This window comes from Mesorhizobium sp. M2A.F.Ca.ET.043.05.1.1 (assembly GCF_003952445.1).
In the GTDB taxonomy this organism is placed as follows: Bacteria; Pseudomonadota; Alphaproteobacteria; order Rhizobiales; family Rhizobiaceae; genus Mesorhizobium.
Window position 1 is genome coordinate 88,936 of the sequence record NZ_CP034446.1, and the last position, 18,379, is coordinate 107,314.

Annotated in this window: 19 protein-coding genes; 9 read left to right on the forward strand and 10 right to left on the reverse strand. The window is 64.2% G+C overall.

Annotated features, from left to right (window positions below; translation table 11 throughout):
* Window positions 1-187: 187 nt before the first annotated feature.
* Window positions 188-949 carry an SDR family oxidoreductase gene (locus EJ069_RS00395; protein WP_126059579.1) on the forward strand — a complete coding sequence of 254 codons (762 nt, stop codon included), beginning with the start codon at window positions 188-190 and terminating at the stop codon, window positions 947-949.
* Window positions 950-1,107: 158 nt separating this feature from the next.
* Here EJ069_RS00395 and EJ069_RS00400 read toward each other — a convergent pair whose 3' ends face one another.
* Entirely contained in the window at window positions 1,108-2,292 is a 1,185-nt protein-coding gene (locus tag EJ069_RS00400; RefSeq protein ID WP_126059580.1) for a pyridoxal phosphate-dependent aminotransferase, read from the reverse strand.
* Window positions 2,293-2,374: 82 nt separating this feature from the next.
* Here EJ069_RS00400 and EJ069_RS00405 point away from each other — a divergent pair, with 82 nt between their 5' ends.
* The 4 genes from EJ069_RS00405 to denD are packed head-to-tail and all read left to right on the forward strand — an operon-like array spanning window position 2,375 to window position 5,291.
* On the forward strand, window positions 2,375-3,061 hold the full coding sequence (locus tag EJ069_RS00405) for a GNAT family protein (RefSeq protein ID WP_126059581.1): 687 nt from the start codon (window positions 2,375-2,377) through the stop codon (window positions 3,059-3,061).
* A 13-nt stretch (window positions 3,062-3,074) separates the two neighbouring features.
* On the forward strand, window positions 3,075-4,064 hold the full coding sequence (locus EJ069_RS00410) for a cation diffusion facilitator family transporter (RefSeq protein ID WP_126059582.1): 990 nt from the start codon (window positions 3,075-3,077) through the stop codon (window positions 4,062-4,064).
* A 43-nt stretch (window positions 4,065-4,107) separates the two neighbouring features.
* Entirely contained in the window at window positions 4,108-4,314 is a 207-nt protein-coding gene (locus tag EJ069_RS00415) for a hypothetical protein (RefSeq protein WP_126059583.1), read from the forward strand.
* 2 nt (window positions 4,315-4,316) lie between these two features.
* Window positions 4,317-5,291, forward strand: coding sequence for a D-erythronate dehydrogenase (denD, locus tag EJ069_RS00420; protein WP_126059584.1), 975 nt, complete (start codon window positions 4,317-4,319; stop codon window positions 5,289-5,291).
* 109 nt (window positions 5,292-5,400) lie between these two features.
* On the opposite strand, the gene EJ069_RS00425 is transcribed toward denD, so the two are convergent.
* Complete coding sequence (locus EJ069_RS00425) at window positions 5,401-6,162, reverse strand: SDR family oxidoreductase (RefSeq protein ID WP_126059585.1); 762 nt, start codon at window positions 6,160-6,162, stop codon at window positions 5,401-5,403.
* A 64-nt stretch (window positions 6,163-6,226) separates the two neighbouring features.
* Here EJ069_RS00425 and EJ069_RS00430 point away from each other — a divergent pair, with 64 nt between their 5' ends.
* Window positions 6,227-6,799 (forward strand): TetR family transcriptional regulator, encoded by a 573-nt coding sequence (locus EJ069_RS00430; protein WP_126059586.1) that lies wholly within the window; start codon window positions 6,227-6,229, stop codon window positions 6,797-6,799.
* A 193-nt stretch (window positions 6,800-6,992) separates the two neighbouring features.
* On the opposite strand, the gene EJ069_RS00435 is transcribed toward EJ069_RS00430, so the two are convergent.
* From EJ069_RS00435 to EJ069_RS00450, 4 genes are all read right to left on the reverse strand, one after another.
* The gene (locus EJ069_RS00435; protein WP_245456405.1) at window positions 6,993-8,204 is read right to left on the reverse strand and encodes a nickel/cobalt transporter; all 1,212 of its coding nucleotides are present in this window, start codon (window positions 8,202-8,204) and stop codon (window positions 6,993-6,995) included.
* Between the two features lie 103 nt (window positions 8,205-8,307).
* Window positions 8,308-8,976: a DUF1007 family protein gene (locus EJ069_RS00440; RefSeq protein WP_126059588.1), complete on the reverse strand. Its 669-nt coding sequence runs from the start codon at window positions 8,974-8,976 to the stop codon at window positions 8,308-8,310.
* A gap of 125 nt (window positions 8,977-9,101) precedes the next feature.
* On the reverse strand, window positions 9,102-10,001 hold the full coding sequence (locus tag EJ069_RS00445) for a LysR family transcriptional regulator (protein WP_126059589.1): 900 nt from the start codon (window positions 9,999-10,001) through the stop codon (window positions 9,102-9,104).
* 2 nt (window positions 10,002-10,003) lie between these two features.
* The gene (locus tag EJ069_RS00450; RefSeq protein ID WP_126059590.1) at window positions 10,004-11,200 is read right to left on the reverse strand and encodes an amidase; all 1,197 of its coding nucleotides are present in this window, start codon (window positions 11,198-11,200) and stop codon (window positions 10,004-10,006) included.
* A gap of 542 nt (window positions 11,201-11,742) precedes the next feature.
* Between EJ069_RS00450 and odc2 the strand changes: the two genes are divergently transcribed.
* Window positions 11,743-12,876: an ornithine/lysine decarboxylase gene (gene odc2, locus EJ069_RS00455; RefSeq protein ID WP_126059591.1), complete on the forward strand. Its 1,134-nt coding sequence runs from the start codon at window positions 11,743-11,745 to the stop codon at window positions 12,874-12,876.
* Window positions 12,877-13,035: 159 nt separating this feature from the next.
* Window positions 13,036-13,701, forward strand: a complete 666-nt coding sequence (locus EJ069_RS00460) for an N-acetyltransferase (protein ID WP_126059592.1) — start codon at window positions 13,036-13,038, stop codon at window positions 13,699-13,701.
* A gap of 59 nt (window positions 13,702-13,760) precedes the next feature.
* Here EJ069_RS00460 and EJ069_RS00465 read toward each other — a convergent pair whose 3' ends face one another.
* The 4 genes from EJ069_RS00465 to EJ069_RS00480 all read right to left on the reverse strand — a co-directional run bounded on the left by EJ069_RS00465 (window position 13,761) and on the right by EJ069_RS00480 (window position 15,791).
* On the reverse strand, window positions 13,761-14,045 hold the full coding sequence (locus EJ069_RS00465; protein ID WP_040997164.1) for an SCP2 sterol-binding domain-containing protein: 285 nt from the start codon (window positions 14,043-14,045) through the stop codon (window positions 13,761-13,763).
* Window positions 14,046-14,231: 186 nt separating this feature from the next.
* Complete coding sequence (locus EJ069_RS00470; RefSeq protein WP_126059593.1) at window positions 14,232-14,762, reverse strand: hypothetical protein; 531 nt, start codon at window positions 14,760-14,762, stop codon at window positions 14,232-14,234.
* A 31-nt stretch (window positions 14,763-14,793) separates the two neighbouring features.
* A complete protein-coding gene (locus tag EJ069_RS00475) occupies window positions 14,794-15,213 on the reverse strand; it encodes a hypothetical protein (protein WP_126059594.1) in 420 nt (139 codons plus the stop codon).
* A gap of 8 nt (window positions 15,214-15,221) precedes the next feature.
* Window positions 15,222-15,791 carry a rod-binding protein gene (locus tag EJ069_RS00480; protein ID WP_245456406.1) on the reverse strand — a complete coding sequence of 190 codons (570 nt, stop codon included), beginning with the start codon at window positions 15,789-15,791 and terminating at the stop codon, window positions 15,222-15,224.
* A 418-nt stretch (window positions 15,792-16,209) separates the two neighbouring features.
* On the opposite strand from EJ069_RS00480, the gene EJ069_RS00485 reads away from it, so the two are divergent.
* Window positions 16,210-17,961 carry an adenylate/guanylate cyclase domain-containing protein gene (locus EJ069_RS00485; RefSeq protein ID WP_126059595.1) on the forward strand — a complete coding sequence of 584 codons (1,752 nt, stop codon included), beginning with the start codon at window positions 16,210-16,212 and terminating at the stop codon, window positions 17,959-17,961.
* Window positions 17,962-18,379: the final 418 nt, after the last annotated feature.

Below are 18,379 nucleotides of genomic sequence, written 5' to 3' on the forward strand. Positions count from 1 at the left end.
TAACCCAGCAAGCGCATCATTCTAATCAGTCGGACCGGCTTATCCTCCTCCCAAGCGCGGTTCAGATCGGGGCGGTCGCCAATGGCCGCCCTTTTTGTTGGCCTCTTGTTTGTCGCCAATAGCGGCTTGCCATGATCCCCGGCATTTGCGATGCCACGTCTTTCCGAGCATGACCGGGAGGACGGCGATGACCGCCATAGCAGAGAAGACCGCCATCGTTACCGGAGCCGGCACCGGCATCGGCAAGAGCGTCGCCACCACGTTGCTCCAGGCAGGCTGGAACACGGTGTTCTGCGGCCGGCGCAAGACGGTGCTGGAAGAGGCGATCGCCGATGCGGGAAAGACGCAAGCCAAGGCATTGGCCGTCGCCTGCGACATCAGCAAGGCGGCGGAAGTCGATGACATGTTCGAGACTGTGCTCGAGGCCTTCGGCCGCGTCGACCTGCTCTTCAACAATGCCGGCATGGGCTACAAGTCGACGCTGATCGACGAGATCCCGGTCGAGGTCTGGAACGACGTCGTCGGCGTCAATCTCACCGGCTCGTTCCTGTGCGCGCGCGCCGCCTTCGGCGCGATGCGGAGGCAGAAGCCGATGGGCGGCCGCATCATCAACAACGGCTCAGTGTCGGCCTATGCGCCGCGCCCAGGCTCAGCGCCCTATACGGCGACCAAGCACGCCATCACCGGGCTCACCAAGACGCTGGCGCTCGACGGCCGGCCCTTCGACATCGCCTGCGGCCAGATCGATATCGGCAATGCGCTGACCGAGATGGCGCAGCCGATGACGGTCGGCGTGCCGCAGGCCAATGGCTCGATCGCCGCCGAGGCGGTGATGGACGTGCAGCGCGTCGCCGACGCGGTGCTGCATATGGCCAGCCTGCCGCTCGACGCCAACGTGCTGTTCATGACGGTGATGGCGACGAAGATGCCGTTTGTCGGCAGGGGTTAGCTCAGGTCCCCCTCACCCGGATTGCCAGTAGCCGAATTGCGAAGGGCAATTCGGGGCAACCCGACCTCTCCCCGGTGGGGAGAGGAGCTCTCCAGCGCTGGCGCCAACCTCTTCTCCCGACCGGGGAGAAGGTGGTCGCGAAGCGACCGGATGAGGGCTCACTTCTTTAGAAACGCCTCGACCCGCTCCAGCGCGCGCAGGATGTTCTCCTCGGAATTGGCGTAGGAAAGCCGGATATAGCCTTCGCCGAGCACGCCGAAATCGGGGCCGCCGATCAGCGCCACGCCGGCATCCTCCAGCAGCGCCGAGGCGAGCTTCTTGGCCTTCCAGCCGGTCTTCGACACGTTGGGGAAGGCGTAGAAGGCGCCCTTCGGCGTGATGCAGGAGATGCCGGGGAGCGCGTTGAGGCCCTCGACGACGATTTTCCTGCGGTTGTCGAAGGCGCGCATCATCTTCTCGACATCGTCCTGCGGCCCGTCGATCGCCGCGATCCCGGCAAACTGGCTCGGCGCATTGACGCAGGACCAGCAGTTCACCGCCAGCTTGCGCACCTTGTCATAGAGATGGGCGCCCTTGTCGCCGTTCGGCCAGATCGACCAGCCCATGCGCCAGCCGGTCATCGCCCAGGTCTTCGACCAGCCGTTGAGCACGATCAGCCTGTCGCGGATTTCGGGGAAGTTGAGCAGGGAGCAGTGCTTCTCGCCGTCATAGGTCATGACGTCGTAGATCTCGTCGGACATGACGGCGACCTCAGGATGCTTCTCCAGGCCCTTGACCAGCTTCTCGATCTCGGCGCGCGGCGTGACGCCGCCGGTTGGATTGGCGGGTGAGTTGAGGATGAGCAGCCTGGTCCGGGGCGTGATCAGGGCCAGCGTCTCGTCGGCCGAGAAGGCAAAGCCGTTCTCCTCGCGGATCGGCACCGGCACCGGCGTGGCGCCGGTGAACTCGATCATTGAGCGATAGATCGGAAAGCCGGGATCTGGATAGAGGATCTCAGTGCCCGGTTCGCCGAACATCAGGATCGCGGCGAACATGGTCGGCTTGCCGCCGGGCAGGATCATCACATTCTCCGGCGAGACCTCGACGCCGGTGGTGGACAGCGTGCGGCGCACGACCGCCTCGCGGGTGGCGAGCAGGCCGTTGGCCGGCGTGTAGCCGTGGTGGCCGTCGCGCAGCGCCTTGATCGCCGCCTCGACGATGTGCTGCGGCGTCTTGAAGTCGGGCTGGCCGATGCCGAGATTGACGATGTCGCGGCCCTGATGGGCAAGCGCGGTGGCCCTGGCCAGCACCGCAAAGGCGTTTTCCTCGCCAAGACGGTCGAAGGCCGCGATCGTGTGGAGCATTTTTCCCGTCCCTGTGGTTCTTTCTGTGAGCGACCGTTTTTGTGACCGTCCGCTGGGAAAAGTCAACGGATTGGAGGGGTCGGTGTCGGAAGATCTGAAGAATTGGCAGCCGCGCCCACGGCCGGAGCGCAAGGCGATCGAGGGCCGCACCGTCCGGCTCGAGCCGCTGAGCGCGGCAAAACATGGCGACGGCCTCTACGAGGCCTCCTCGGTTTCCGATGTCGGCGGACGTTTCGCCTGGCTGCCCGACTACCCGCCGGAAACCCGCGCAGCCTTCCAGCCCTGGCTCGACAAGGCGGAAGCCAGCGAGGATCCGCTGTTCTTCACCGTCATCGACAAGGCGAGCGGCAAGATCGCCGGACGCCAGACGCTGATGCGCATCGACGCCGCCAACGGCGTCGGTGAAATCGGCAACATTTATTGGGGTCCGCTGATCTCGCGCAAGCCGGCGGCGACCGAGGCGCAGTTCCTGTTTGCGAAATATCTCTTCGACGATCTCGGCTACCGCCGCTACGAGTGGAAATGCAACAACCGCAACGAGCCCTCGAAGCGCGCTGCCGAGCGCTTCGGCTTCAAGTTCGAAGGCATCTTCCGCCAGCACCTTGTGGTCAAAGGTGAAAACCGCGATACGGCGTGGTATTCGATCATCGACAAGGAGTGGCCGGCCTTGCGCAAAGCCTATGAAGGCTGGCTCGATCCAGCGAATTTCGATGACGAAGGCGGCCAAAAGCGGCGGCTTGAGGATTTTCGCGCCGACTTCGGAGCGTAACAGGAGTTTGACGATGGCGCACGGTTCGCATGATCACGGTTCCGCCGGTCATAGCCACGGCGCTGGGCATGTGCATGGCTCGACCGACAAGAATCGGGTGCTGGTCGCGGCCTGCCTGACCGGCGGCTTCATGGTCGCCGAGGCGTTCGGCGGTCTGCTCACCGGATCGCTGGCGCTGCTCGCGGACGCCGGCCATATGCTTGCCGATTCGATCGCGCTCGGTCTTGCCTGGTACGCTTTCCATCTCGCCGGACGCCCGGCCACCGGCCGTCTGACCTATGGCTTCGGCCGGGTGAAGACGCTGGTCGCCTACACCAACGGCATCGCCATCTTCGTCATCGCGCTGTGGATCGTCTACGAGGCCTGGGGGCGGCTGATGAACCCGGCGCCCGTGCTTGGCGGGCCGATGCTGGTGGTGGCGGTGGCAGGCCTGCTGGTCAACATCGCCTCCTTCTTCGTGCTGCATGGCGGCGACCGCGAGAGCCTGAACATGCGCGGCGCGATCCTGCATGTGCTGGGCGACCTGCTGGGCTCCGCCGCGGCAATCGCGGCAGCCCTCATCATCCTGGCAACCGGCTGGACGCCGATCGATCCTATCCTCTCCGTCCTTGTGTCGCTGCTGATCCTGTCGACGGCATGGTCTTTGATGCGCGAGGCGGCGCATGTCCTGCTCGAAGGCGTGCCGGCAAGCCTCGATCGCGACGTGATCGCCAAGGACATCGAAGGCGCGGTCAAGGGCGTGCGCGAGGTGCATCATATGCATGTCTGGTCGCTCGACGGCACCTCCAACATGGCGACGCTGCATGCCTGCCTGAATGACGGCGTCGATCCGCATGTAGCGGTGAGCGCCATCAAGAAACGGCTTGCCGCCAAGCACGGCATCGATCATGCCACCGTCGAACCGGAATTCGGACAATGCGCCGACAGTCATGACGAGCATGGCCATCACCATGATCACGATCATACGCATGGCGCGCCCGCCGATCGCCGGCACTATCACTGATCACGATTATGCCTAACAGCCTCGAAGCCAGGAAAGCCTGCTGATGGATCGTGACACACGCAACGCGGCGATTGCCGCGGCTGTGATACTGCTCGTGTTCGGTCTCGCCGCCTATTTCCTGCCGGCCATCATGCTGGCCGCGGGCAAGGTATCGACGGTGCTGGCGGCCGTGATCGCGGTGGTCTTCATGGTCGGGCTGTTCGTCGTCCTATGGCTGCGCGGACGCAGCCAACGCAAGAAAGGTCTCTGAAGATGAGAATTCTGATCACGGGCGCGGCCGGCATGGTGGGCCGCAAGCTTATCGCGCGGCTGGCCAGGGACGGCGCCTTGCGCGGGCGCAAGATCACGGCGCTCGACCTGCATGACATCGTGGCGCCGCAGCCGCCGCCGCTCACAGGCGTCGATGTCTCGATCCACACCGGCGATCTATCCGCGCCCGGCGCCATGGCGGCCCTCGTGGCTCCGCGCCCGGACGTGATCTTCCACCTGGCGGGCATCGTCTCGGGCGAAGCGGAAGCCAATTTCGATCTCGGCTACCGGGTCAATCTGGACGGCACGCGGGCGCTGTTCGACGCGGTGCGGCTGGCGGCCTTCGCGCCGCGCCTTGTGTTCACCTCGTCGATCGCGGTCTTCGGCGCGCCCTTTCCGGATGTCATTCCGGACGAATTCCATCCGACGCCGCTCACCTCATACGGCACGCAGAAGCAGATGAGCGAAGCGCTGCTCGCCGATTACACACGGCGCGGCTTCTTCGACGGCATCGGCATCCGGCTGCCGACGATCTGCGTGCGCCCCGGCAAGCCGAACAAGGCGGCCTCCAGCTTCTTCTCAGGCATCATCCGCGAGCCGCTCGCCGGGCAGGAGGCGATCCTGCCGGTGCCGCGCTCGGTGCTGCACACCCATGCCAGCCCGCGCTCGGCAGTGAATTTCCTCATCCATGCGGCCGAAATCGACGGCGACAAGGTCGGACCGCGTCGTAACCTCACCATGCCCGGAGTCGCCGTCACCGTCGGCGAGCAGATCGAGGCGCTGGAGCGCATTGCCGGCGCCGAGGTCGCAAAGCGCATCCGCGAGCAGCCCGACGAAACGATCTGGGCGATCGTCAAAGGCTGGCCGACGCGGTTCGAGGCAAGGCGGGCGCGTGAGCTCGGCTTTGCCGCCGAGAAGAACTTCGATGAGATCATCCAAGCTCATATCGAAGATGAGCTCGGCAAAACGGTCGCTTAGGTTGAACTCTAAAGGGTCACGGCTTTCCCGAGATAACCGTTACCCGCTTCTCTGCAACTAATTCGACCGTAGGGAGCGAAGGCGAGGGGACGCCCAGTCACCTGCGCTGTCAAAACGTCGTGGTGATGCCACCGTCCACGGCGATTGTCTGGCCGGTGACGAAGGAAGCCGCGTCGCTGGCGAGAAAAACCACGATGCCGGCGATCTCCTCCGGCTTTCCCCAGCGGCCGAGCGCCGTGCGTGTCTTCAGCCAGCGCGCCCAATCCGGATCCTCGGCGAGGCCGGCATTCACCTCGGTCGCGAAGGTTCCGGGGGCGACGGCGTTCACGGTGATCCCGTGGCCGCCGAGTTCGACGGCGAGCGCCCGGGTCAGGCCGTCGATACCGGCCTTGGCTGCGGGATAGGCGACGTCTCCCGCCCGGCCGAGTTGCGCGATGACTGAGGAAACATTGATGATCCGGCCCGGCGCGCCGCGGCGGATCAAGGCACGGGCGATCGTTTGGCTTATCGCATAGGCGGAAACCAGGTGGCCGTTGAGCATGGCGCCGAATTCCTCCGGCGACATGGCGTCGAAGCCGCGGCGATCGCGGCGGCCGACATTGTTGACGAGGATGTCGATGTCGCCCAGCCCGGCAATCGCCTGCTGCGCGGCGTCGCGCCGAGTGACGTCGAACGGCGCGCCATGCGCGTCCAGACCCTGGTCCCGCATTCCGGCGACGGCTGCCTCGAGCGTGGCGGGCTCGCGCCCGTTCAGGATCACGCGGGCGCCGGCTTCGGCTAGGCCGCGCGCCATCTCGAACCCGAGCCCACGCACCGATCCCGTCACCAGGGCGGTTCGACCGGCAAGCGAGAAGCTCATGCTGCGCGCCATCGGATACCTCGACTGAAACGACCGTTTCAGTTAGGTATTACAGCGGGCATGAAAGGAGCGCAAGATGGCCGGGCATGAAGCGGTGACTGCCGAACCTTCCCTCCGGCGGGCGGAACTGCTCGATGCCAGCTATGCCTATGTGCTCGACCATGGCCTCAATGGATTGTCGTTGCGCCCGCTGGCGGCCGCCATCGGCTCCAGTCCCCGTGTGCTGCTCTATCTGTTCGGTAGCAAGGAGAAGCTGCTGCGCGAATTGCTGGTCCGGGCGCGCACCGAACAGATCGCGCAACTGACTGTCGCGCTCGCGGCTGAGGGTCGAAGCCATGGTCTCGAAGAAACGGCGGGGCGACTGTGGGCCTGGATGTCCGCGCCCGAGCAACGCCCGATGGTCAGGCTCACCTATGAGGCGTTCCTGCTTTCTTTCAGCCGTAAGCCCGGTCCGTGGGCGGGATTCGCGGCGGAAGCGGCCCAGGACTGGCTGGACCTGCTGATCGACACCCAGACGCAGCTCCTGCGAGCCGAGGCCGAGGCGCGGGCTACCCGTATACTCGCAACGATACGCGGCCTGCTGATCGACCTTCTGGCCAATGGCGATAATGAAAGAATTGCCGCCGCGGTGCGCATGGGCTGGCTCTGAGTTGGACCGGACGCCGCGCGAAGGCGCCCCCTCCATTATTGCATTGCATACCGACAGCTGTTCCGCTTGCGCAACCGGATGACATCGAAGCTGTCCAGGCCATAAACGCGATCACCGCCAGTCCGGCGACCGCCTCGGGATCGGCCAGCCTGACATTGACGGCCGCGCGCGTTCTTCCTCCATCGTCGGCACTTCAGACGCCGCCCGACAGGCTGGCCGACAGAAGCAGCAAGCCGACGATGAAAATGAAGGCGGCGCCGCCGATCTCGACGATGGAATGGATGCGGTTGCCGATGCGGCCGTCGCCGGCGAAGTAGACAGCCCAATTCTTGGCCAGCACGGCGATCGTCGCCAGCGCCGAGACAGTGATCGCGGTGCCGATCGACATTGCCAGCACCGACAGCAGCCCGCCGAGCCACAATCCGTTGAGCAGCGCGAAGCTCAGCACGATCAGCGCGCCGGAGCAGGGGCGGATGCCGACGGCGGCGACCGCCGACCAAGCGGTCTTCCAGTCGAAGCGGTCGCCCGACAGCATCGCCGGATCCGGCGCATGCGAATGGCCGCAGGTCTCGCAGACTTCGCCCGGGCCATGGTCGTGATGCTGATGTTCATGACTGTGACTGTGCGTGGCATGGTCGTGATGGTGAAGATCGTGCGCGCCGTGATCATGGCTATGTGCATGGTCATGATCGTCATGCACGTGGAGGGTATGAGAATGCGCGGCGTGCGCGTGCGCATGAGAGTGGCCGGCATGGGAATGCGCGTGAGCGTGAGCGTGGGAATGTCCGCCATGAGAATGGGCGGCGTGGGCGGCCGACAGGCTGTAGGCGGGCGCTCTGCCGAACAGGCGGAGCACCGATGGACCGAGCTTGCGCCATAAGAGCCAAGCGCCGAACAAGGTGACCAGCACAAAGCTGGAGATTTCGAGGAACCAGGCGGCGTCGGTCATCGAGATGGCGGTGCCGCGCAGCACGAAATAGGCAAGCATCATGACGACCACCGCCGTCAGGCCCTGCAGCAGCGCCGAAACGAAGGAAAGCAGGATGCCGCGCTTCAGCGCCACTTCATTGGCGACCATGTAGGATGAGATCACCGCCTTGCCGTGGCCCGGGCCGGCGGCATGGAAGATGCCGTAGGCGAAAGACAGGCCGATCAGCAGCCAGAGCTTGCTGCCGTCCTGGCGCATCGCCTTCATGGCCGCCGCCAGCGAATGGTAGAATTCCTGCTGCCTGAGATTGATCCACATCAGGATGTGGGCGAACGGACCTGTGGTGGTCGGCGCCATGCCGTCATTGGTGCCAATGCCGAGCGAGCTTTGGGCATGCGCGGCGCCGGGCAGGTGGGCGATCACCAAGGTGGCGGCCAGCAGGCCAAGCGCCAAGCGGATATTCGTGGGATGCCCCACGAATATCCGCTTGGATTCCCTTGTCTGCCGCAGGTTCCGCTCGCAAAACCGTGCGACACTTTTGCGGAACCTGCTTGCGCGTAACGACGGTTTCATCACCAAATCATCCTTCCGGCGGGCAGTCCAATTCGAGCTTGGTGGCGAAGATCTTGCTCATGTCGGTGCCTGTCGGATCGTTGAAGAACGCGTCCGTCAGGGTCTTCTGGTTTTCCTTGATCGCCTCGTCCGGATCCGGACGGATGACCTTCTTGGCGCAGGTCGAGGGCAGGCCTTCGACGGTCATGTTGGCGTCGTCGGTGAAGTCGATCGCGGTGTAGAAGGTCGGATCGTAGACGCCGATGTCGATCTTGCCGGCAAGCTTGATCGGCGTCTTGGGCTGCGACTCGAACAGGATGATCAGCTGGTCATTGTCGAAATTCGCCATCAGATGCGGCGGCGGCACCATGGGCACGTCCTTGCCGTCCTGGGTGACGAGCTGGAAGTAGTTGAACTCGGCCAGCGAGGAATGGACGGTGTCGGCCACTTCCTTGAGCTCTTTGTCGTCAAGCTTCAGATCGGAGTTCTTGTCGAACTCCATCATCACTGTACTCGAAAACAGGTCGTCGAAGCGCCAAAGGTGGCGCAGCGCCGTCACACTTTGGTGATCCTGGCTGAGGATGACGTCGAGCCGCGCTTCGGCGAAGACATGCGGATGGACTTCAGCCTGCTCGACCGAGGCCAATGTGGCCGCGAGGGCCGAAGCCAGTATGGTTGCTTGCCGTTTCAGATGCATTCCGTGCCGCGATTCCATTGACTTCGGGAGCGGTCCCGAGGGTTGACATAAAGCGGGCGAAATTGGGACGCCCGCTTCACGTTGGTTTTGATGCGCGCCGCTATACAGGTCCGGGGCGACATGCGTCAGACGGTGTCGCGCGTCCGGAACCAGTGCACGAGGAAGTCGACGAAGACCCTTACCTTGGCCGGCAGATAGCGGCGGTGCGGGTAGACGGCGAAGATGCCGGTGCCCGACAGGAGGCGATCGTCGAGCGCTGTGACCAGCTTGCCGGACGCGACGTCGGGGGCGGCGATGAAATCGGGCAGCATGGCGAAACCCAGGCCGGAGAGCGCGGCGGCTCTCGCCACGATCGGGCTGTTGACCTCGATAGGCCCGGAAACGGCGACGCTGATGGATTCCTCGCCTTCGCCCTTGAAGCGCCAGTTGGCCAGCGAGCGGCCGTTGGTGTCGACGATGCAGGGCAGGTTGGCGAGATCCTGCGGGCGCGTCGGCGCGCCATGCTTGGCGATCAGCTCCGGCGACGCGCACAGCCTGACCGAGAACGGCGCCAGCCGCCTGGCGATGAGCGAGGAGTTCTCCAGCCGCGAGATGCGCACGGCAAGGTCGAAACCCTCCTCGACAAGGTCGACGAAGCGGTCGTCGAGATGGATATCGAGCACGATGTCGGGATGCTGCCTGGTAAAGTCGATCAGCGACTGACCGATCGGCGCGTCGGCGAAGGTGCGGGCGGCAGACAGCTTGATCCTGCCGCGGACGTCGCCGGAAGACTGGCGCACCGCCTCGGCAAGGCTGTCGACCTCGCGCACGATCTCCGAGGCGCGCTGATAATAAGTGTGGCCGGCCTCGGTCAGCGAGAACTGGCGCGTGGTGCGGTTCAAGAGCAGCGCGCCGAGCTCATCCTCCAGCTCGCGCACATATTTCGACAACAGCGCCTTGGAGCGGCCGATCTTGCGCGCCGCGGCCGAAAAGCCCTCCGCCTCGACCACGTCGATGAAGGCGCGCATGCGGGTCAATGTATCCATGGTCAGACCTTTCGTGCCGCGTCGAGAATCTTGCGGCCGAGCCGTATCAGGGCAACGTCGCTGCCGGAAGGCCCGAGCAGCGACAGGCCGAAAGGTGCGCCGTCGACGGAGCCGATCGGCAAGGTGATCTGCGGAAAGCCCGAAAGACCCGAAAGGCATAAGAGATGCAGCGCCCTTTCGCGGTAGGCCTGGAACTGTTCCGGGGTGCTGGCGGCGAGCGGCGCCGCGCCGGGAACGGTGGGCAGGACCAGAAAGCCGTCATTGCCAAGCAGGGCGCCAAGCTCGGCCCGGAAAGCCAGCCGCCGCGCCGCTTCGGCGGCGGCAGTTTTGGCATCTATGGTGCGGCCGAAGGCAAAACGCTCTTCGACGCCCGGGCTGAGGCGACCGCCGGCCGAAATCCAAGGGCCATGCTCACGCCAGGCCTCGAAGGCCTGCAGGCGGCGAAAGCACCAGTAAAGCTCGTCGGGGAGCGAGGCGAAGGCATATTCGGTCTCCACAGGCTGGCCTATGACAGAGGCGGCCAGCGCTTTCATGCGCGCATATTGCGCGGCCTCCGCCGGACCCATGACGAAGGCGTCCAGCCAGCGGATCGACAGCGGGCGGTTGAGCGGGTGCTGATGCGGGTCGCGGCCGAGCAGAAGCTTGCCTACCATCTCATAGGTCTCGATGTCGTCGGCGAACCAGCCGAACGTGTCGAAGCTCAATGCCAGCTTCATCGCCCCGTCGAGCGAAATGCGGCCATGGGTGGTGCGTAGCCCGATCAGGCCGCAGAAGCTCGCCGGCGCTCGGATCGAGCCGCCGGTGTCGGAGCCGGTGGCGATGTTCGCCAGCCCACCGACAACCGCGGCCGCCGAGCCGGAAGAGGAGCCGCCGGTGACGCGATCGGGCGCGGCGGGATTGACCGGGTATGGGAAATGCGCGTTCTGGCCGAACAGCGAGAAGGCCAGCTCGTCGGTCTGGGTCTTGCCGACGAATCGCGCGCCGGCGTCGAGGATGGCCTGCACCGTTCGCGCCGTGCGCGAGGCGGCATGCGCCTCCTCGTATTTTTGCGGGTTGCCGCAGCCGGTGCGGTAGCCGGCGACGTCATAGATGTCCTTGACGGCCAGGCGCAGGCCGGCGAGCGGTCCCAATTCCGCATTCGCCACAGGCATTTGGCGCAGATCGAGGAAGGCGTTTAGCGGTCCTTGAGTTCCTGGCATCGTTCGATTTCCGGATACAGTCGGACCAACATTGTTCGATGCCAGAAATTTTACAACCTGGGCTTACGATTTTTATTGATTGTGAAACCCTTCGCTCCTATATCGCGCTTGCCCAAAGTCGCACGTGCCTGTGGGTGTCCGCCGATCGTCGAATGGTGAGGGCAATCGGTAAGGTAACTGGAGCCAACCCTCCAGTCGGTCAGTGGCCAACCACAAGACCGAGGACACCTTGAAGCAACGACGGTGCGGGCCTTTCTGGTTCTCTTCCGGTTGTCCAAAGACCGGGGTTACTAAAGAGGCACACCTTCATTGCCGGCAGTGCGGACGGGGCTCTCCCATCCAAGCCAAGGCAGACAAAGCGAACCGAGGCCGGGCAAGGCCAAGGTTCATCGCCGCGAGACGGCATTTCATGGTTCCGGGGTCTCCACCGGCTGGTTCCATGGATTTGACGTCCCGCCTTTGTTTGACCGCGAGTTCGCGAGGCTGAGCGCCCGCGTTCTGCAGCCTTTGTGCGCGCCGAAAGGCGTTATGGAGAGACCCCGATGGCCACCCAGCGCATCCTTGACTTCCTCGCCACCCGACGTCCGAACGGTCCCTGCCTCGTCGTCGACCTCGATGTCGTGCGCGACAATTTCCGCGCCTTCGAGAAGGCGCTGCCCGATTCCAAAATCTATTATGCGGTGAAAGCAAACCCGGCGCCGGAGATCCTGCGCCTCCTTGCTGCGATAGGCTCGTCCTTCGACACCGCATCGGTTGCCGAGGTCGAGATGGCGATGGATGCCGGCGCGCCGGCCGATCGCATTTCCTTCGGCAACACCATCAAGAAGGAGCGTGACATCGCACGCGCCTACCAGCTCGGCATTCGCCTCTACGCCGTGGACTGCGTCGAGGAGGTGGAGAAGATCGCCCGCGTCGCCCCCGGCTCGCGCGTGTTCTGCCGCGTGCTGACCGACGGCGAGGGCGCCGAGTGGCCGCTGTCGCGCAAGTTCGGCTGCGTGCCCGCGATGGCCGTCGACGTGCTGCGCCATGCCAAGGGCCTCGGCCTCGACGCCTATGGCGTGTCATTCCATGTCGGCTCGCAGCAGACCGACCTGTCGGCCTGGGACCGCGCGCTGGGCGACGCCAAGAAGGTGTTCGCGACGCTCGCCGAGGAAGGCATCGTCTTGAAGATGGTCAACATGGGCGGCGGTTTCCCGACCCGTTACCTGAAGGACGTGCCCGCCGCCCAAGCCTACGGCCAGGCGATCTTCTCGGCGCTGCGCAAGCATTTCGGCAACGCGCTGCCCGAGACCATCATCGAGCCGGGCCGCGGCATGGTCGGCAATGCCGGCGTCATCAAGTCGGAAGTCGTGCTGATCTCCAAGAAGGCCGACAACGACAATGTGCGCTGGGTGTTCCTCGACATCGGCAAGTTCGGCGGTCTCGCCGAGACGATGGACGAGGCGATCCGCTATCCGCTGGTCACCCGCCACGACGGCTCGGAGACCGCGCCTTGCGTGCTCGCCGGCCCGACCTGCGATTCGGCCGACGTGATGTATGAGAAGACGCCTTATCCGCTGCCCTTGTCGCTGACCATCGGCGACGAGGTGCTGATCGAGGGCACCGGGGCCTACACGACCACCTACTCGGCGGTCGCCTTCAACGGCTTCGAGCCTCTCCGATCCTACGTGATCTGAGCCGTTCGCAAGAACCGCTCAGATCAACCGGCGCGAGCGCCTGTCGCCCGCCCGGGCTCGCTTGTGGAACAGATCTCCGCTCGTGAAGGATCGCGGATATGGACTTGGCAAATTTCATCATCGACAGTGGCGTGTGCGGAATCTCCCCCTTGAGGGGAGATGGCCGGTAGGCCAGAGGGGGTCGGTTCGACCGGACTCGACCTCTTGCGGCAGAAAGATGTTGGCGCTTCACGCGCGGCGACCCCTCTGTCGCCTGCGGCGACATCTCCCCTCGAGGGGGAGATTGCTCGCGCGTTTGCGATCGTCGCCGAATCCGTCATCGACACCACGGCGCGCGAAGCGCTGCTCGACCGCGCCATGGGGCCGAAGCGCAGGAAGAAGTCGTCCGAGAAGCTGCGGCGCGGCCGCCGGCCCTCGGAGGGACTGGCCTTCGTCGCCCGCGATGCGTCGGGCGTGGTCGTCGGCACGGTGCGGCTTTGGGATGTGAGGCTGGGCGAGGGCGGTCCGCCAGCGCTTCTGCTTGGCCCGCTGGCGGTCGAGCCTGGCTTGAAGAGCGGCGGCATCGGCTCGGCGCTGATGCGGCATGCGATCGCCGAGGCCGCGCGGCTCGGCCATGGCGCGATCCTGCTCGTCGGCGATGCGCCCTATTACGGACGGTTCGGCTTCTCGGCCGACCGCACCGGAGCGCTCGCCATGCCTGGCCCCTATGAGCGGCACCGGCTTCTGGCGCTGGAGCTGAAGGACGGCGCGCTGGATGGCGTCAAGGGCACAATCAAGGCCGCTGGTCGCAAGATCAAGGGGCAGGCGCCGGGCTTCGTCGCCTGACGCCTATTATTCGACAGAAACAAGGCCGCCCGACGGGCGGCCTTGTTTCTTGCGAACGATCAGCCGAGCAGCTGGCTGAGCGCCATGGCGACCGTCATGTCGCCTTCGACCTTTAGCTTGCCGGCCATGAAGGCCATGGTCGGGTTGAGGTCGCCGGCGATCAGCGAATCCAGATCGTCGAGCGACAGCTTCACGGTGCAGTCGGTCGGCGCATCGGTGGTCGAGACGGTCGCACCGTCGATGACGATGACGCCGTCGCTGCCGGTGTCGAACTTGACCGAATGCTCGAAGCCCGCGCTTGCCACGCGCGACCTGATCTTGTCGGCAATCTCCTGAACGCCCATGGCTGTTCTCCTCGTTGGTTGCGTTGACGCGCATCGGCGCTTGGCCGCTGGGCGAGGTAGATGCGCCGCGCCTGCGCGGTCGCCTGTCACCGCGCATATAGCTTCGAGTTGACGTAAACGTCAACGCGGTCACCATGCGTCATGTCGCAACAGGGCTAAGCGCGGCTAGGCATCCGTGCCGAGCGATCAATGCTCCGGCGCGGCCTTGAACGCCTTGGTCATTGCCGCCGCGGTTTCCCCGGCGCCCCTGCGACGGCGCAACGCGTTGTCCCTGATATCGTCCTTGGAGAGGAAGTTGACCTGGTCGATCAGCACGTCGTGCACCAGCTCGACGCCAATGCGGGTGTTGATGGTATCGCGGATCGACTTTCGGAAGGCGTCGAGATCGATCGATTCCTTCTTGGTGAAATCGATCTGCGGATTGGAATAGAGATAGGAATAGACCTGGTCGGTCATCAACGCCTGCGCCGGGACCGACAGCTTCTTCATCTGCTCCGGCTCAACGGTATAGACCAGCTTGGTGAGGAAATAGCCGTCGATCGTGCCATCGCGCAGCAGCGGCACCGAGATCATGTCGGTCTTGACGTAGTCGAGGCCGCCCAGCATCGGCTTCGGCGGTTCGGCCGCGCCGCGTTGGCTGGCCGCCTGGAAGGAATAAAAGACCGCGCCGAGCGTCACGGCGCAAATCCACAGCGCGGCGGCGACAAATCTTATCACCGGGTCTTTCCTTGCGCCCAGATCATCTCGATCAGGCTCGGGCCATGCCGAACTCGGCGGCCGAATAGGTACCGTCCGTATCGGCTCGCTGAATGGCGTTCCTCAGAAGCGTGGCGACCTCGTTGACGGCGTTGAGATGGGCAAGGATCGCCGCTTCGTTCTTGGCCAGTTTCTGGCGCAGCCTGAGCAGACCCTCGCGATGCTGCTCGAGGAACTCGATCTCGTTGGCGCCCTTGAGCGCCCGGTTCAGCTCGTAAAGATACCGGCTCTTGCGCGCGTTCGAGGCCTTGAGGTCATAGGCCGTTCCGCTGCGGATGCCGGCGGTCTCTTCGTCCACGACTTCCTCGATGCGGCCGATGATGGCGGCGAGGTTGCCTGGTCGTGCGGCGGCGGGCGCGTCCAATGCATTGGCGCGCGCGGGAAGGTTGTAAAGGTCCGTCTGGTCGGCCATGTAGGTCCCTAGATCTTGATGTCCGTTTTTATGGTTGTGTCGTCGCCGGTCATCGACCGTGCGGCCTTGCGCTCAAGCTCCTCGACCATCGAGGTCGAAAGCCTGGTTTGCTGGTCGATCTCCGCTTTCTGCGGTCCGCCGGCAACGGGGCCCACCGGCAGCTTGTGCTTGCCGTCGAGATAGTGGTCGGCAAGCATGGATCGGGCGATGCCGATGCCGCCATGCGCGGCCATGACATCGGCCACCTTCTCGGCGAGCTGCGACTTCCACATGTCGCCGGCAAGGCCCTTGCCGTAAACGCCCTCGGTGTCCTTGGGCATCATGTTCTGAATGAAGGTCGTCAGCACCATCGCCTCGAAGCGCTGGAACTTCTTCGCGGGATTGGCGGCTTCCGCCTTGTCGGCCGTGGCGCGCGAGAGCACGGAGCCGGCATCGACCGTGGCGGAGGGATCGACAGAGAACGGTGCCGAAGTGCCATTCGCCCTTCTTGCGAGCGCCGCGCGCGCGGCCTCGACATCGGCCGGCTCGGCTGCGCGGGCAACGTCCATGACGATGTCGCTGGGTGGGGAAATGGCCAAGAAAGTCCGCCCTTTGCCGGTTTTGTTATCCCCAACATGACTGAACAAGCTTGTGGCAGGCTTGCGCGAAAAGGGAGGCGGAATGCGGATGTATGGATCGGTTATCTGCTCGCGCCACGAGGGGTGTTTCCCGAGCAGATGTTCTGAAGTGGCCTTTGGGGCCGGCAAGAGACGGGCAGCTTCGAGGCCGCGGATGTCAAAGCGGACGTTCGGCTGAAGGGGATATCGTCGTGCCCTGATCCAAAGCAGCCCTTCGGCAGCACCGGCGATCGGACCAAAGACGACGCCGTGTGAGTGGCCCAGGGGCGTGGTGATTGATCGCTGTCGGCGCGCCGGCACTGCACGCTCGCATTCGAGTTAGGACTAGAATACGCTCTCCGCCCGGAGCTTCGACCCACGCAAGAGGCAGGACACAAGCATGGAGCGACGCCTTGCCGCAATCCTTGCAGCCGACGTCGTCGGCTACAGCCGTCTCATGGGAGCCGACGAGGCTGGCACGCTTGCGCATCTGAAGAGGCTTCGCGCCGAAGTTATCGAGCCCAAGATCAAAGAGTCGCGCGGACGCATCGTCGGTTCGGCTGGCGACAGCCTTCTTGTCGAATTCGCCAGCGCAGTCCACGCGGTGCAGTGTGCGGTCGAAGCCCAGGAGGGATTGGCCGCTCACAATGCAAGTTTGCCCGAAGACAAGCGCATGGCTTTCCGCATGGGTGTGAATTTGGGCGACGTGATCGCGCAGGACGATACGATCTACGGTGATGGCGTGAACATCGCCGCGCGGCTCGAGAAGCTTGCAGAACCTGGCGGCATCTGCGTCGCGAGCAACGTCTACGAGCAGGTCAAAGGCAAACTAGACTACAACTACACCGATCTCGGTAGCCATCAGGTCCACAACATCATGGAAGCGGTGCGCGCCTATCGGGTCAGTCGGGCGAAACCCACTTCGGTATTCTCCACAAGGGATATGCTGGCGCTTCCCGACAAACCGTCCATCGCGGTCTTGCCATTCGACAACATGAGTGGCGACCCCGAGCAGGGCTACTTCGCTGACGGGATGGTCGAGGAGATCATCACCGCGCTCTCCCGGACGCGCTGGCTGTTCGTCATCGCGCGCAACTCGAGCTTTACCTACAAGGGCCGGGCCGTGGACATTAAGCAGGTCGGACGCGAGCTTGGTGTGCGCTACGTGCTTGAAGGGAGCGTCCGCAAGGCGGCGAGCAGGGTCCGCATCACCGGTCAGCTTATCGACGCGACAACAGGAGCACATCTATGGGCCGACCGTTTCGACGGCGGGCTGGAGGATGTTTTTGATCTGCAGGAGGAAGTGACCCGGAGCGTCGTCGGAGCGATCGCTCCGAAGCTGGAACAGGCAGAGATCGAGCGGGCCAAGCGCAAGCCGACCGAACATCTTGACGCTTACGACTACTATCTGCGCGGGATAGCAAGCCTCCACCAGTTGACCAGGGAATCCACCGTGAACGCTCTTCAGTTGTTTTACAGAGCCATCGAACTCGACCCTGAATTTGCCTCCGCATACGGCATGGCCGCGTGGTGTGCCGTCATACGCAAGGCGAACGGTTGGATGACGGATCGCAAGCAGGAAACCGCCGAAACCGAGCGCCTGGCTTTGAAGGCCATGGATTTGGGCAGGGATGACGCGATCGCTCTTTCCCGCGGCGGGATCGCGCTCGCCTACGTCGTGGGCGACAACAATAGCGGGGCAGCGTTCATTGACCGCGCGCTTGCGCTCAATCCGAACCTGGCTACCGCGTGGCTATTCAGCGGCTGGGTCAGAGCCGACCTTGGCGATACGGAAACCTCACTTCGGCACCTTGCGACGGCGATGCGCATGAGCCCAGTCGACCCGCTGATGTTCGACATGCAGAATGCGGCTGCAGTGGCTCATCTCTTCGCTGGTCGATTTGAGGAGGCATCAACTTGGGCTGAAAGATCGTTGCGGGAAAAACCGGACTTTTTGCCCTCGTTGCGCTTTGCGGCTGCAAGCTATGCTCACGCCGGCCGAACAGAGGAGGCGCAAAAGGTCGTGAGCCGAATTCTCGGGCTCGATCCCGACCAGCGAATTTCCAATCTCGCCGACGTCGCTTCAACTAGCCGTCCTGCCGATATGGCTCTGCTTGCAGAAGGTTTGCGAAAGGCCGGGCTGCCGGAATAGCTCTGCCAGGCTGGCGCATACGGATCGCGAAGTTGGGAACCCGCCAAGATCGCAAAGACCGCACCCTTGGTGGCGCGGGCCCGGCACAAATCGCCGTAGGGCGGCGCGCCGCACTTCCCTGTCAGAGGTGGGGCACTGATCCCAACTCGCGGCAAAGCACCTGCTCGATCTCAAGCCCTGTCGGCGATCCGTAGGACATCGGCGAAGGCTGCTTCGGCAGGACAATGGCTGATCGTCAGTTTTTGGCGCAACCACGACCTTTCAGCCCAATCGTCGGCAAGGCCCGCTTCCAGGAATCTGCGAAGCGGTCTCAACGGCCGGGATGAGGCGCAAAGATCAGCCGGCCGCCGAGGTGATCGCGGCCGCGCCGCTGGCAAGCGTCCTAGATCTACCTCTTCCATCGGCAGCAGGCCTGGCC

Coding starts and splice junctions, on each gene's coding strand:
- EJ069_RS00395 (WP_126059579.1), top strand. CDS start 188: ATGACCGCCATAGCAGAGAAGACCGCCATCGTTACCGGAGCCGGCACC.
- EJ069_RS00400 (WP_126059580.1), bottom strand. CDS start 2,292: ATGCTCCACACGATCGCGGCCTTCGACCGTCTTGGCGAGGAAAACGCC.
- EJ069_RS00410 (WP_126059582.1), top strand. CDS start 3,075: ATGGCGCACGGTTCGCATGATCACGGTTCCGCCGGTCATAGCCACGGC.
- odc2 (WP_126059591.1), top strand. CDS start 11,743: ATGGCCACCCAGCGCATCCTTGACTTCCTCGCCACCCGACGTCCGAAC.
- EJ069_RS00445 (WP_126059589.1), bottom strand. CDS start 10,001: ATGGATACATTGACCCGCATGCGCGCCTTCATCGACGTGGTCGAGGCG.
- EJ069_RS00415 (WP_126059583.1), top strand. CDS start 4,108: ATGGATCGTGACACACGCAACGCGGCGATTGCCGCGGCTGTGATACTG.
- EJ069_RS00450 (WP_126059590.1), bottom strand. CDS start 11,200: ATGCCAGGAACTCAAGGACCGCTAAACGCCTTCCTCGATCTGCGCCAA.
- EJ069_RS00440 (WP_126059588.1), bottom strand. CDS start 8,976: ATGCATCTGAAACGGCAAGCAACCATACTGGCTTCGGCCCTCGCGGCC.
- EJ069_RS00460 (WP_126059592.1), top strand. CDS start 13,036: ATGGCCGGTAGGCCAGAGGGGGTCGGTTCGACCGGACTCGACCTCTTG.
- EJ069_RS00425 (WP_126059585.1), bottom strand. CDS start 6,162: ATGGCGCGCAGCATGAGCTTCTCGCTTGCCGGTCGAACCGCCCTGGTG.
- denD (WP_126059584.1), top strand. CDS start 4,317: ATGAGAATTCTGATCACGGGCGCGGCCGGCATGGTGGGCCGCAAGCTT.
- EJ069_RS00485 (WP_126059595.1), top strand. CDS start 16,210: ATGGAGCGACGCCTTGCCGCAATCCTTGCAGCCGACGTCGTCGGCTAC.
- EJ069_RS00475 (WP_126059594.1), bottom strand. CDS start 15,213: ATGGCCGACCAGACGGACCTTTACAACCTTCCCGCGCGCGCCAATGCA.
- EJ069_RS00430 (WP_126059586.1), top strand. CDS start 6,227: ATGGCCGGGCATGAAGCGGTGACTGCCGAACCTTCCCTCCGGCGGGCG.
- EJ069_RS00465 (WP_040997164.1), bottom strand. CDS start 14,045: ATGGGCGTTCAGGAGATTGCCGACAAGATCAGGTCGCGCGTGGCAAGC.